The sequence below is a fragment of the Microbispora sp. NPDC046933 genome (genome assembly GCF_040644635.1).
Lineage (GTDB): Bacteria > Actinomycetota > Actinomycetes > Streptosporangiales > Streptosporangiaceae > Microbispora.
On record NZ_JBEYWW010000002.1, the window covers coordinates 226,176 to 238,090 of the forward strand.

Below are 11,915 nucleotides of genomic sequence, written 5' to 3' on the forward strand. Positions count from 1 at the left end.
ACGGATATTCCGACCCTAGATGGCCTCGGACAAGATGGCTTTTGCATAGATTTAGGTTGCTGTGTCCCCTTTAGGGCAAGATGAAATGCTGGGGTGTTGAGGGCTGTACATTGGCGTGTTGACCAGCAGTTTCCGCACCTCGCGTACGTCGCGGTACGGCTTCAGCCGATCGAGGACGACGGCAGCTCGTCGGGCGGTGCGGTCGCTCGCTACATCCGCTGCGCAACAGGGCGTCGAGGATCTCGGCCGGGGTCCGTCCTGGAGACACCTGCGAGTTGCCGAACAGCTCGACCTCGCCGACGCTGAGGACGCGGTAGGGGTCCTTGGGCCGGTGCCTCGAAAGCCCGCTAAGGAACCGGCGCGGCACGCCAACGCCCACCACGGTACCGAGGGTGAACCGGTTCGCGTTCATCGCCGGTACTGGGACGCCGGGCAACGGCTGGCCGCCGCCCGGCTCGACCAGGCCGAGCCCGCCTGGGCCGTCTCCTGCCGGCCGGGCAGTCGCCGGTTCTACGCCATCGCCGCCTGGCCGGTGCCTTTTCCGCTGGTCCTGGACGCGCTCAGCCGTGATGAGTTGTGCGACTTGCCATGAGGCGGAGCTGACCGCCGTGACCTCCGGTAGGAGCATGAACGTCGGAGAGGCGTGGGCGTGACTCCGCTCGGGGACGAAGACGGTTACAGCGAGGAGGAGTTGAACGCCGCCGAGCGGCGGTTGGGCCTCAAGCTCCCGGCCGCGCTACGGGAGGCGCCAGCGTCGCGGACTGGGACGGCGACGGTCACCAGGACGTCATCGCCATCAATTACGACACCTGGGACCTGTGGCTCTACCCCGGCGAGAGCAAGCGCGGCTACAGCAGTCAACCACCGGTGAAGATCGGCAACGGCTGGATAGGCTAGCTACTCCAGTGACAGTTCGTGATCTTGAGGCGTTTGGGTCGCATAGAGACGGCCAGCGCGTGATCATTCGGAGTTTGTGAGAACAACCAAAGATCGTGCGGTGGCCGCGAGCCACAGCGTAGACCCCGACGGCTGGATGGTCATCTTCAACGAGCTGATGGCCCGGGTCGCCAGCCGGTTCGGCCGTGCCGAACCCCGCCGCGCCGCGACCACGTACGTGCGTGGGCTGCTGGCCGACATCGACCGTAAGAACTGCTGGAACCTGGCCGAACACGCCGGGCTGGCCGGTCCGCAGGCGTTGCAGCGGCTGCTGCGCACCGCCCCTGGGATGCCGAGGTCGTCCCCGATGACGTCGGGGACTTCGTTGTCGGCCGGCTCGGCCCGGACGGCGTGCTGATCGTGGATGAGACAGGGTTCGTCAAGAAGGGCGCAGGGTCGGCTGGGATGCAGCGGCAATACAGCGGCACCGCGGGCCGGATCGAGAACTGCCAGATCGGGGTGTTCCTCGCCTACGCCACCCCGGCCGGGCGAGCGCTGCTGGACCGATGGCTCTACCTGCCCGCCCGCACCTGGCTGGCCGACCCCGACCGCTGCCACGCGGCCGGCGTCCCGGAGTAACGAACGATCAAGGGCCTGATCGCTGTCTCCAGCGATCAGGCCCTTGACCTGCAACTACCTGGTCGGGGTGGCGGGATTTGAACCCACGGCCTCTTCGTCCCGTGAGCTGGACCATCCACAAGAAGACCCGGATCTGCGGCAATTCACCGTTGGGCTGGGCCCAATCCGCCTCGCGTATCGCCGAAGCGCACAAGTACTGACAACCGGCCGATCGGGGTAAGGAGTTCCGTCATGCGTGCCCTCACTCGTCTCATCCTGCCGGTCGCCATGGTCGCGGCCATGGTTTCCGGATGCGCGGGTGAGGGCCCGCGCCTGTATCTCAACAAGACACCCGAATCCGACGAGGACGTCACGATCGGCGTCGTGCTGCCCGACACCGTGGCCCATCGGCCGTACTCCCTGGGAGGCTGGGTGATGTGCCTCGACCGGCCCGGTTCGGTCACCATCGACAAGGTCGATCTGCTCGACCCGAGTGGCGGCATCGTCCTGCAGGCGTTCTCCTCCCGGCGGCAGAGCCGTACGCGCGGCATGCTCGGCGAGGAGGAGCGGCCCTTGACCGAACTCGGCTTCCCGGCCCGCAGCCCCGCCGTCACCACGATCTGCGGGAAGGACCGGGACGACATCCTCCGCACGGAGCTCGGCCTGCAGTACGGGAAGACCGGCGACGCCACCGCGCGGGCCGCAGGCGTCCGCGTCTTCTACACCTCGGCGGGCCGGCAGCACACCGTCGACTTCGCCCTGGACGTGCGGCTGTGCGCTCCCGACGACATGGACACCAAGCAGTGCAGGGACATGTACAAGCAGCTCCGGAGCGAAAGCAAGGGCGACGAATAGCCGCCCTTCGCCGTCCGGTTCGACCAGGAGTCGCCTACCTCGCCCGGCAAAGCCAGTGAACGAAAGAGCCTCCGTAAAGGCTGCGGCACGGGCATGGCCTGGTGCAGCGCGCGCTACCGGCTGACCGTCGCGGCACTCTTGAATCGCCGGGTTTCCTTACTCGACGGCCTCACCCCCGTATCGGCCCCGCCCAGCATCGCGTCCCGATTCGCCGGGCAGATCATCATCGTCGTAGGGCGCGCAGCCGACGCCATCACCGCCGAACTCGCCGCCCTCACCGTGCAGATCACAGGGACGCGTACGACATCAGCCGATGTGGCCGTCGTCGCACCCGCCGCGAGCAGGAGCTCCCCGACGACGATCGCCTTCGTCAGCGGCGAAGCCCTCGACCGCCCACAGAGGCCTCCCCTTGCAGCCGGTCCGCCCCGAAGGCTTCCTCATGCCTGCTACCCACCACGTTTCACTGCATGGGCACCTCGCGCCGAGGCTTACGGGGGGCGCTCGGCGCTCCTGAACCCGGGCCGCTGCTCATTGCGCGGGTGAAGATCTTCTCGCGCCATCCCGGTGGCGGCGGCCCCGGCTGTACCGCTCGGTCCACAGCGCCAGCAGCACGTTCTGGCCCTGCGGGAGCGGCAGAGTGAGCCCGTGAAGCTGGCACGTGTATCGCAGACCTGAGGTCGAGGTTCAACCGGGCGCGGGATCGGATGGTTTTAGGGCTGCCTGAGGTCGCTAACGGCTACGTGATCGGGTTCAAATCACTAACGCCACGCTAACGAACGATCAAGGGCCTGATCGCTGTTTCCAGCGATCAGGCCCTTGACCTGCAACTACCGAGTCGGGGTGGCGGGATTTGAACCCACGGCCTCTTCGTCCGGGAAGCAATCAAGATCAGGGCGGCACATGGACCTACCGTGTCGGGGACCTGCTGTTTCGATCCATGGTGATCCACCGGTGTCCGGGGCCGTTGTCACTCAGTTCGTCACTCAATCCTGGGCCCTATCCGGGCCGGTGCTTCGGCTCGTCGCGCCCCGGAGACTGCAGTAGTACAACACCTCGACATACATGATCCGGTCACGTACAACGTCCAGGATCAGGTCACCCTTCTTGGGGATCAGCGGTACGCAACGCGAGATCTTGACGTGGCAGGCGTCGCGGTTCAGCGCGCTCAGTGGTGACTGAGCGGGTCGGTCATCAGGCCGTCCAGGACGTCCGGTGGGAGCAGGGAACGAAGCCCACCGGTGAAGAAGCCGTCCACCAGAATGAAGGCCATAGTCGCCCACCCGTTCGAGCGGTTCTCCCATCGGTGGTCGGTGCCGCGCTGCACCACGACGTCGCCCGCGTGCAGAACGGTCTCGGAGCCGTCGAGCACGAGCACGACCTCGCCCTGCAGGACGATGCCGTAGTCGACCGACTGGGTGCGGTGGGTGGGCGAGATCAGCCCCGGTGGGAAGACGTTGATGCGGATCTTCGTGCCGCAGGGGTCGGGTGGGACCGTCAGGGAACGCTCGGTCGGCTCGGGCTCGTCGGGTGCGATCGGCGCGGGAGCCGCGCCGGTGTTCCAGATCTCGTAGAACAGCGCGCCGTCGGGGGCGGTGCGCACGACAGGGGGCGCGCCGTCGGACAGGACGATCGAGACGCCCGCCGCATCGTGGCCGGTGACGACGCGGCGCGGTGCTGCGTTCACAGGGCTCCTCCCAGGAGGTCGAGCGCGTTCGCGCTGACGATCTTCTTCACGTCCGCCGGGCCGAGACCGGCGGAGTCCAGCCGTACGAGGGGGTCGTCCACGCCCATGTCGAAGGGGTAGTCGGTGCCGATCACGACCCGGTCCGCGCTGGCCGCGTTCACCAGCGCCCGCAGTGCCGGGGCGGTGTAGACGAGCGAGTCGAACCAGATCCTGCGCAGGTAGGCGCTGGGTGGCTCGGCGCAGGAGCGCGCATCGGGGCGATTGTGCCAGGCGTGGTCGGCGCGGGCGGTGAAGGCGGGCAGGTAGCCGCCTCCGTGCGCCGCGCACAACCGCAGCCCGGGCAGGCGATCCAGCAGCCCGGAGCAGATCACGTGCGCGAGCGCGACCGTCGTCTCCACCGGCTGGCCGATGGAGTTCCCCAGGTAGTGGGCCGCGAGGCGGGGGCCGAGCGTGCAGCCCCACGGATGGATGAGCACGGGCACGCCGTGAGCGGCGGCCGCCTCCCAGAACGGCTCGTGCCGGGGATCGGCCAGCTCGCGGCCGTCCACGTTCGTCGAGACCGTCACCCCGCGCAGGCCGAGCGCGAGCGCGCGTTCCAGTTCCGCGACGGCGAGCTCGGGATGCTGGAGCGGCACTGTGCCGATGCCCGCCAGCCGGTCCGGAGCCTGGGCGACATGTGCCGCGACGCCGTCGTTGACCGTACGGGCGAACCGGGCGGCGAGCTCCGGTGGCGCCCAGTAGTGGTGCATCGGCATGGGGCTGACGGCCTGAACGTCCACTCCCATCGCGTCCATGTCCGCCAGCCGCGCTCGCACGTCGCGCATCCGGGGGATGACGCGGGCGAGCTGCTCGCGGTTGACCCGCAGGCTGTGCGCCGAGTGGCTCGCCTGCTCCACGGCATGCTCGGCGGCGAGGCCGGGGGCGCCCTGGACCAGTTCCTCGGCCTCCGGCACCGCCAGATGGGCGTGCATATCGATGATCATGCGGCGTCCGTGAGAAAGGTGAGGGTCTCGGTCATGATGCGGCCGGGGTCGGCGCCGGGCGTGTCCGGACGGATCTCCCATTCGGCTAGCGTCATCGAGTTGCGCAGCACGGTGCGCACCCGGGGCAGCCGCCGGGCGGCGAATCGATCGAGCGCCGCGTCGAGCGGGCCGTCCCCAGCGATCTCCTCGGCCAGGACCACCGCGTCCTCCATGCACATCGCCGCGCCCTGCGCGATGAGCGGAGGGCACGCGTGCGCGGCGTCACCGGCGACCATCACCCGGCCCCGGTGCCAGGGGCCGTCGATCAGGACCGCCTCGATCCACCGGTAGTCCACGACGGCGTCGGCGGGCAGCGAGGCGATGACCTCACCCCAGGCGCCGCCGTACCCCGCGCCGCGCTCGCGCAGCAGCGACAGCGGCGCGTTCGGGCCGATCAGCGCGCGGTCGAGGTTCTCGTCGAGGAGGTACGCGTAGCACTGGTCGGCCGAGATGGGACTGTATCCGGTCTTGTACCTCGGGCCACCGTAGTAGACCTCGGCGCAGTCCATTTCCGGGGGTCGCTTGCCGACGACGCGGAAGATGCTCATGCCGACCGGTTCCGGCGTCACGTCGATGCCGATCAGTTCCCGCACCCGAGAGTGCAGGCCGTCGGTGCCGACCACCAGGTCGTACCGGGCCGTGGAACCGTCGGTGAAGACCACGTCGACGTGGCCGGGCGACTGGTCGAGCCGGTGCGCGCTGAGGCCGAGCTTGACCTGGACACCCGCGGCGTACACCGCCTCGCACAGCACGGACTGCAGGTCGGACCGCAGCGCTCCGGCGGTGGCGGGCAGGTCCTCTCCGCCGGTGTGCGGGGTCGGCAGCTCGGCGATGAGCGAGCCGTCCGCGTTGCGCAGCCGCATCATGTCGAACGGCACCGCCCTGGCCAGCACCTGGTCGAGCACGCCGACCTGGCGCAGCGCCTTCAGCGCGTTGCCCTGGACGGTGATGCCGTGACCCACGCCGAACCAGACGGGGGAGATCTCGGCGAGGTCGACCGCGACGCCCCGCCGGGCCAGGGCGAGGGCCATCACACTGCCGGTGATCCCCCCGCCGACGATCAGGACTCGTGAGACGGCCATGGGCCATCGCCTTTCTCGAAGTGCTCCACGCGCGCGGGCGCGGTGAAGAACGGGTGCAGCAGTTCGCGCCAGTGCTCGTACAGCTCGGAGCCGCGGAAGCCCACGGTGTGGTCCTCGACCGTGTCCCACCCCACGAGCAGCAGGAAGACGTCCGGCCGCTCGACACCGCGGGACAGCTCGACGAAGCGGAACCCCGGTGCCCGTGCGATATGTCGCCGGGCCGCCCGGTAGGCGGCGGCGAACCCCTCGGGGTCCACGACGGTGAACTCGGCGCGTTCGAGGATCACGGTGCCACCATCCCGGCGGACAGGTCGATGTCGGCGCCGCACAGGCCCGGCATACGCAGCATCGCGAGGACCGCCGCCGCCACCTCGTCCTCCTCGACGAGCCGGTGCAGGGCGGCGCGGGAGACGAACGCCTCCTCCGCCGCCTCGACCGAGCTGCCGGTCCTCTCCGCCTCCAGCGCGAAGTTACGCGCCATGCGCGGGCCGCGCACCGGCCCGGGTGACAGGCTGTTGACGGTCACGCCGTACGGCCCGGCCTCGTACGCGAGCGTCCTGGTCAACCCCAGGATCGCCATCTTGCTGGCGGTGTACGGCGTGCGCCGGGCCAGCGGGCGCTTGCCGCTGACCGAGGCCAGGTTGATCACGTCGCCCGCGCCGCGCTCGATCATCGGGGGCAGGAAGGCCCGGCACATGAGGTAGACGCTGCGGACGTTGACGTCGAAGACCTCGTCCCACTCGGCCGGCTCCACCTCCCACAGCGGTTTCACCGGGCCGGCGATCCCGGCGTTGTTCACCAGGATCGACACGGTCTCGTCGGCGAGGGCGGAGGCGAGCGTCGCCACGGAAGCCGGATCGGAGACGTCGCAGACCTCGGCCCGCCCGCCCGTGAGCGTACAGGTGTCGTTCAGCGTGGCCGCGGTCCTGCCGACCAGGACGACCCGCGCGCCCTCCCTCGCCAGGGCCACGGCGACGGCCCTGCCGAGGCCGTTGCCGGCCCCGGTGACGAGCGCGGTCCTGCCGGTGAGGCCGGTCATCGGGCCAGCGCCTCGGTCAGCCAGACGGGAGTGGCCCCGTCGAGTGCGGCGGCGCGGATATCGCCCGAGCGGGCGTGGCCCTCGAACAGTTCCACCCGGGAGGCCCGGCCGCAGATCTCGCCCAGGCGGGCGCTCGAGACCGGGTCGGTCACCTCCTGGTACGTCACCGTCTTGAGGTACTTGCCGACCCACAGCCCGCCGGTGTAGCGGGCGGCGCGGCGGGTGGGCAGCACGTGGTTGGTGCCGATCACCTTGTCGCCGTACGAGACGCAGGTGCCGGCGCCGAGGAACAGCGCGCCGTAGTCACGCATCCGCTCCAGGGCCGCGCGGGGGTCGGCGGTCAGCACCTCGACGTGCTCGGAGGCGAACTCGTCCGCGAGCGCGTACGCCTCGTCGAGGTCGTCTACGACGATGATCTGGCCGTGGTCCCGCCAGGCCGGTCCGGCGTAGTCCCTCGTCGGCATGCCGGGCAGGATGCGCTCGACGTGCGCGAGCGTCTCGCGGGCCAGCGCCGCGGAGGTGGTGATGAGCACGGCGGGGGAGTCGGGCCCGTGCTCGGCCTGGCTCAGCAGGTCGACGGCCACGGTGACCGGGTCGGCGGTCTCGTCGGCGATGACGAGGATCTCGGTCGGCCCGGCGAACAGGTCGATGCCGACCTCGCCGAACAACTGCCTCTTCGCCTCGGCGACGTACGCGTTGCCGGGCCCGGCCAGCAGGTCCACCCGGCCGATCGTCTCGGTGCCGACCGCCAGCGCGGTGACCGCCTGCACGCCGCCGAGCAGGTAGATCTCGTCGGCTCCGGCGAGGTGCGCGGCGGCGACGGTGGCGGCGGGGATCTCGCCCCTGATCGGCGGTGTGCAGGCGGCGACCCGGGGCACGCCTGCGACTTTCGCCGTCACGATCGTCATGTGCGCGGAGGCGGTCAGCGGGTACCGGCCGCCGGGGATGTAGGCGCCGGCGGCCCCGACCGGGATGTTCCGGTGGCCGAGCCGTACCCCGGGCAGGGTCTCGATCTCGATGTCGGACATCGAGTCCCGCTGTGCCTGGGCGAATCGGCGCACCTGTTCCTGCACGAACCGGATGTCTTCGATCACCTGGTCCGGCACGCTCGCGACGATCCGGTCGATCCGCTCGTCCGAAAGACGGAACGACTCCGGCGACCAGTTGTCGAACTTCTGTGAGTACTCCCGCACCGCGGCGTCGCCGCGGGTACGGATGTCGGCGATGACGTCCCGCACCGTCTCGCGGACCGAGGTCAGGTCGGCGGCGACGCTCTCCGCGGACACGGCGGTTTTCACATGAACTGCCATTGGAAAATCCATCCACATACATTTGGTGAGTAGTGAGAGGACGATCGCGCGGAATGGCGATTCGCCGCAAGAGAGGCGGATATCGCGATCCGCGTTGTCAGGAATTCGGATATGCGATGGCGAACGCTCCGGGAATTCAGGCGAGGGAAACGCTCATCGCAGCCAGTGGTTGACGTTGAGCTCGCCCGGCTCGGCGAGGTAGCCGGCGAACCGGCCCTCCGGGTCCCGCAGGGCTCTGATGTCCTGCAGACGCCGCCACTGCGCGTCGCCAAGGAAGCGCAGCCTGCGGGTGGTGAAGTCGGAGTCGCCCAGGTACTGACCCGCGGTGACCGGCTGCAGGTCGGCCATCGCGTCCGTCAGCCAGCCGCGCAGCCGCTCGTCGTCGGCCTCGTCCTCGTAGACGACGTACGTGGCCAGGTAGACGTCGGTCTGCAGGGACAGCGCCATGTCGGGCAGTTGTCTGGTCGGGCCCATGCTGAAGAAGATGGTGAACGCCTTGTCCGTAGGCAGGTCCATGAACGACTTCTTCATCGCGGGAACGGCCGCCTCCGCCGGTCCCTCCACCCACGCGTTGTCCACCAGGTAGCGGTGGCCCTCCGGGTTGGCCTCCCGCTGCCGGTCGAGCTGCCCGGCGAGCGTCGTGGGCACCGCGTCCGCTCGCACCAGCGCTCGGTCGAGCACCGGGCAGGTCAGGAACGGCGCCAGCGCCTCCGCCGCCGCCTCGTGGTCGTCCACGAAGGCCAGGGCGCTGACGACCAGCACCCGACCGTGCTCCGGGGAGCTCTGCGAAACCGCCACGATCTCCACGTCCCGCGAGACCTCAGTGTGCGTCTCGTAGAGCCAGGTCATGACCTCGTCGTACAGCTCGGCGGGGTAGACGTGCACGGTCTCGGTCAGCGCCCGGGGCAGCGGCAGCGTGCGCAGGTGGAATCGGGTGACCACGCCGAAGAAGCCGGGCCCGGAGCCGCGTGCGGCCCAGAACAGGTCGGCGTTCTCCTGCTCCGACGCGCGGACCAGCTCTCCGTCGGCGGTCACCACGTCGATGGCGGCGATGTTCTCGGCGGCCCAGCTCCAGCCGCGCGCGTTCCAGCCCATGCCGCCCTGCAGCAGGAATCCGCCGATCCCGACCGACGGGCAGTGGCCGCCGTTGAAGAAGCGACCGTGCCCGGCGAGGTAAGGGTTCAGCTCGTCGCCGCCCTTGACCGCGGGTCCGGCGCCGACGATCCCGGTTTCCGGATCGTAGGCGATGTCCTTGAGCCCGCCGAGGTCGATCAGCAGGCCCTCGTCCCGCACGCTCCAGGCGGCCCAGCTGTGCCCGCCGGCACGTACCGCGATCTTCCAGCCCCGCTCGCCGGCGAGCCGTACGCCCTCCACGACCTCCTGCTCGGTGCTCGCGAGGAGGACGGCGGCCGGGCGGCGCGCCGGGCGCCGGGCGTTGAACACCCGGCCGATCACGGCCTCGTCGAAACCGGGCTCCCCCCGGTGGATCAGGGTCACGGCGCCACCGCCGCGAGGCCGCCGTCGATCGCGATGTCCGCGCCGTTGATGAACGACGCGTCGTCGGAGGCGAGGAAGACGGCCAGCCGGGCCACGTCCTCCGGTTCGCCGGCGCGGCGCGCCGGGATCGTCTCGAGCACTGCCTTGGCCGGTCCTTCCGGATCGTCGAAGAAGCCCGCGGTGGCCGGTGTCTTTATCGGCCCGGGGCTGATGGTGTTGGCCCGGATGCCGTATGGCGCGCCGGAGACCACAAGGTGCCGGGTGAAGGCGGCGACGCCGCCCTTGGCCGCGCCGTGCGCCGCCTGCCCGGCGAACATCGCGCCGCGATGCGCAGCGATCGAGGCCACGTTGACGACCACGCCGCCCCTCTCCTTCAGGTATGGCCAGGCCGCCCGGGTGCTCTCGTACACCAGATGCAGCTCGTTGCGGATGGTGAAGTACCACTCCTCGGCCGGTTGCTCCGGGAAGCCGCCGATCTTGAGCGCCGAGGCGTTGTTGTACAGGACGTCCACGCGGCCGAAGGCGTCCACGGCGGCGCGTACCCAGGCGGCGGCGCCCTCCTCGGTGGCGAGGTCCACCGGGGCGACGGAGACCATCCTGCCGCCCGCCTCCTCGACCAGTGCCACGGTCCGCGCCGCGCCCTCCTCGTCGAGGTCGCACCCGGCGACCAGCGCGCCGGCCGCAGCGAACTCCAGCGCGGCGGCCCGGCCCATGCCCATCGCGGTGCCGCTGATCAGCGCCACCTTCCCGTCCAGTCGTGCCACAGATGTCCTTTCACAAAGTGACCAGGCCGCCGTCGACGCGCAGCGCCTGGCCGGTGATCATGGCTGCCTCGTCGGAGACCAGGAACGCCACGGCTCCCGCCACGTCCGACGGCTCGATGGTCTGCTTAACGGCCTGGCGCAGCCGTACGGACTCGAAGTTCTCCGGGCTGTTGCCGCGGATCGCACCCGACGTCCTGGTCAGGCCGGGGGCGACCGCGTTCACGGTGACCCGGGATCCGCCGACCTCGACTGCGAGCGCGCGGGTGAAGCCGAGCAGCCCGGCCTTGCTCGTCACGTATGGGAGGAACCCCTCGTGCGGTGGCTCCCAGACGGTGTTGGAGACGATGTTGACGACGCGGCCGTACCTGCGCTCGATCATGCCCGGCACGAACGCCGCGCAGAGCAGGTAGGGGGCGTCCACGTTCACCGCCTGAACCCGCCGCCAGGTCACCAGGTCCAGCTCCTGCAGGGAGCGCAGGGCCTGGTGCGCGGCGTTGTTGACCAAGATGTCGCAGCGGCCGAAGCGGGCCAGCGCGTTCGCGGTGAACTGGTCGATCGCCGTCGCCGAGGCCAGATCGCAGATCTCGCTGTAGGCCTGCCGGCCGCGGGCGATCACCTCCTTGACCGTGTCGCCGGCCGGGCGCAGGTCGGCGATGGCGATGTGACAGCCGAGGTCGGCGAGGCGCAGCGCGACGGCCCTGCCGAGACCGCCCGCCCCGCCCGTCACCACGGCGACCCTGTTCACGAGGTCTCACCCCGCGAGAGGATCTCGATGAGATTGCCCTCGGGATCCGCGACGAACGCCATCCGCGATCCGGGCTCCGGCGCCGCCTGCGGCGCCATCCGCCCGGTCGCCCCCGCCTCCAGCAGCGCCAGGAATACGGCGTCCACGTCCTCCGGACGGGGCACCCGCACCGCCATGTGCCCGTACCCCCGGGTCAGCGCGGCGGTCAGCGGATCGGGGGCGCGCAGCCCCGGTGCGGAGCCCGCCCGCTGGAGCAGCTCTATGCGGAAGCCGAGCGGGCTGCGCAGGACCACGCCGCGGAAGTCGTGCTCGGCGATCTCGAAGGAGAAATCGTGCTGCAGGCCGAGCGCCGCGCAGTACCAGCGGACGGCGGTGTCGAGGTCGGCGACCGTGATGCCGACGTGGTCGAAGGAGATCTGCACT

The 11,915-nt window shown here is 70.2% G+C and carries 11 protein-coding genes and 1 pseudogene; 2 read left to right on the forward strand and 10 right to left on the reverse strand.

Translation table 11 applies throughout. The features are described from left to right. Nucleotides 1–1,033: 1,033 nt before the first annotated feature. Nucleotides 1,034–1,509 (forward strand): annotated as a pseudogene (locus ABZ857_RS03455) (transposase); the annotation flags it as partial. 237 nt (nucleotides 1,510–1,746) lie between these two features. Beyond that, nucleotides 1,747–2,349 carry a hypothetical protein gene (locus tag ABZ857_RS03460; RefSeq protein ID WP_357036806.1) on the forward strand — a complete coding sequence of 201 codons (603 nt, stop codon included), beginning with the start codon at nucleotides 1,747–1,749 and terminating at the stop codon, nucleotides 2,347–2,349. 1,165 nt (nucleotides 2,350–3,514) lie between these two features. Here ABZ857_RS03460 and ABZ857_RS03465 read toward each other — a convergent pair. From ABZ857_RS03465 to ABZ857_RS03510, 10 genes are all read right to left on the reverse strand, one after another. Further along, nucleotides 3,515–4,033 carry a cupin domain-containing protein gene (locus ABZ857_RS03465; RefSeq protein WP_357036809.1) on the reverse strand — a complete coding sequence of 173 codons (519 nt, stop codon included), beginning with the start codon at nucleotides 4,031–4,033 and terminating at the stop codon, nucleotides 3,515–3,517. Continuing rightward, nucleotides 4,030–5,016: an amidohydrolase family protein gene (locus tag ABZ857_RS03470; RefSeq protein WP_357036812.1), complete on the reverse strand. Its 987-nt coding sequence runs from the start codon at nucleotides 5,014–5,016 to the stop codon at nucleotides 4,030–4,032. The genes ABZ857_RS03465 and ABZ857_RS03470 overlap by 4 nt, the downstream gene beginning before the upstream one ends. Beyond that, the gene (locus tag ABZ857_RS03475) at nucleotides 5,013–6,137 is read right to left on the reverse strand and encodes an FAD-dependent monooxygenase (protein ID WP_357036815.1); all 1,125 of its coding nucleotides are present in this window, start codon (nucleotides 6,135–6,137) and stop codon (nucleotides 5,013–5,015) included. The genes ABZ857_RS03470 and ABZ857_RS03475 overlap by 4 nt, the downstream gene beginning before the upstream one ends. Then, complete coding sequence (locus tag ABZ857_RS03480; RefSeq protein WP_357036818.1) at nucleotides 6,116–6,424, reverse strand: antibiotic biosynthesis monooxygenase; 309 nt, start codon at nucleotides 6,422–6,424, stop codon at nucleotides 6,116–6,118. Before ABZ857_RS03480 ends, ABZ857_RS03475 begins: the two co-directional genes overlap by 22 nt. Further along, a complete protein-coding gene (locus ABZ857_RS03485) occupies nucleotides 6,421–7,176 on the reverse strand; it encodes an SDR family oxidoreductase (RefSeq protein ID WP_357036821.1) in 756 nt (251 codons plus the stop codon). The genes ABZ857_RS03480 and ABZ857_RS03485 overlap by 4 nt, the downstream gene beginning before the upstream one ends. Then, a complete protein-coding gene (gene hisD / locus ABZ857_RS03490) occupies nucleotides 7,173–8,486 on the reverse strand; it encodes a histidinol dehydrogenase (protein ID WP_357036824.1) in 1,314 nt (437 codons plus the stop codon). Before hisD ends, ABZ857_RS03485 begins: the two co-directional genes overlap by 4 nt. Nucleotides 8,487–8,639: 153 nt before the next feature. Further along, entirely contained in the window at nucleotides 8,640–9,983 is a 1,344-nt protein-coding gene (locus ABZ857_RS03495) for an FAD-binding oxidoreductase (protein WP_357036827.1), read from the reverse strand. Continuing rightward, complete coding sequence (locus ABZ857_RS03500) at nucleotides 9,980–10,747, reverse strand: SDR family oxidoreductase (RefSeq protein WP_357036830.1); 768 nt, start codon at nucleotides 10,745–10,747, stop codon at nucleotides 9,980–9,982. Before ABZ857_RS03500 ends, ABZ857_RS03495 begins: the two co-directional genes overlap by 4 nt. A gap of 10 nt (nucleotides 10,748–10,757) precedes the next feature. Then, complete coding sequence (locus ABZ857_RS03505) at nucleotides 10,758–11,492, reverse strand: SDR family oxidoreductase (RefSeq protein ID WP_357036833.1); 735 nt, start codon at nucleotides 11,490–11,492, stop codon at nucleotides 10,758–10,760. Then, nucleotides 11,489–11,914 (reverse strand): VOC family protein, encoded by a 426-nt coding sequence (locus tag ABZ857_RS03510; RefSeq protein WP_357036836.1) that lies wholly within the window; start codon nucleotides 11,912–11,914, stop codon nucleotides 11,489–11,491. The genes ABZ857_RS03505 and ABZ857_RS03510 overlap by 4 nt, the downstream gene beginning before the upstream one ends. Nucleotide 11,915 lies beyond the last annotated feature (1 nt).

What these genes read in the sequence shown, in the direction of transcription:
- ABZ857_RS03460 (WP_357036806.1), top strand. Translation starts at nt 1,747, where the DNA reads ATGCGTGCCCTCACTCGTCTCATCCTGCCGGTCGCCATGGTCGCGGCC.
- ABZ857_RS03475 (WP_357036815.1), bottom strand. Translation starts at nt 6,137, where the DNA reads ATGGCCGTCTCACGAGTCCTGATCGTCGGCGGGGGGATCACCGGCAGT.
- ABZ857_RS03485 (WP_357036821.1), bottom strand. Translation starts at nt 7,176, where the DNA reads ATGACCGGCCTCACCGGCAGGACCGCGCTCGTCACCGGGGCCGGCAAC.
- ABZ857_RS03470 (WP_357036812.1), bottom strand. Translation starts at nt 5,016, where the DNA reads ATGATCATCGATATGCACGCCCATCTGGCGGTGCCGGAGGCCGAGGAA.
- hisD (WP_357036824.1), bottom strand. Translation starts at nt 8,486, where the DNA reads ATGGCAGTTCATGTGAAAACCGCCGTGTCCGCGGAGAGCGTCGCCGCC.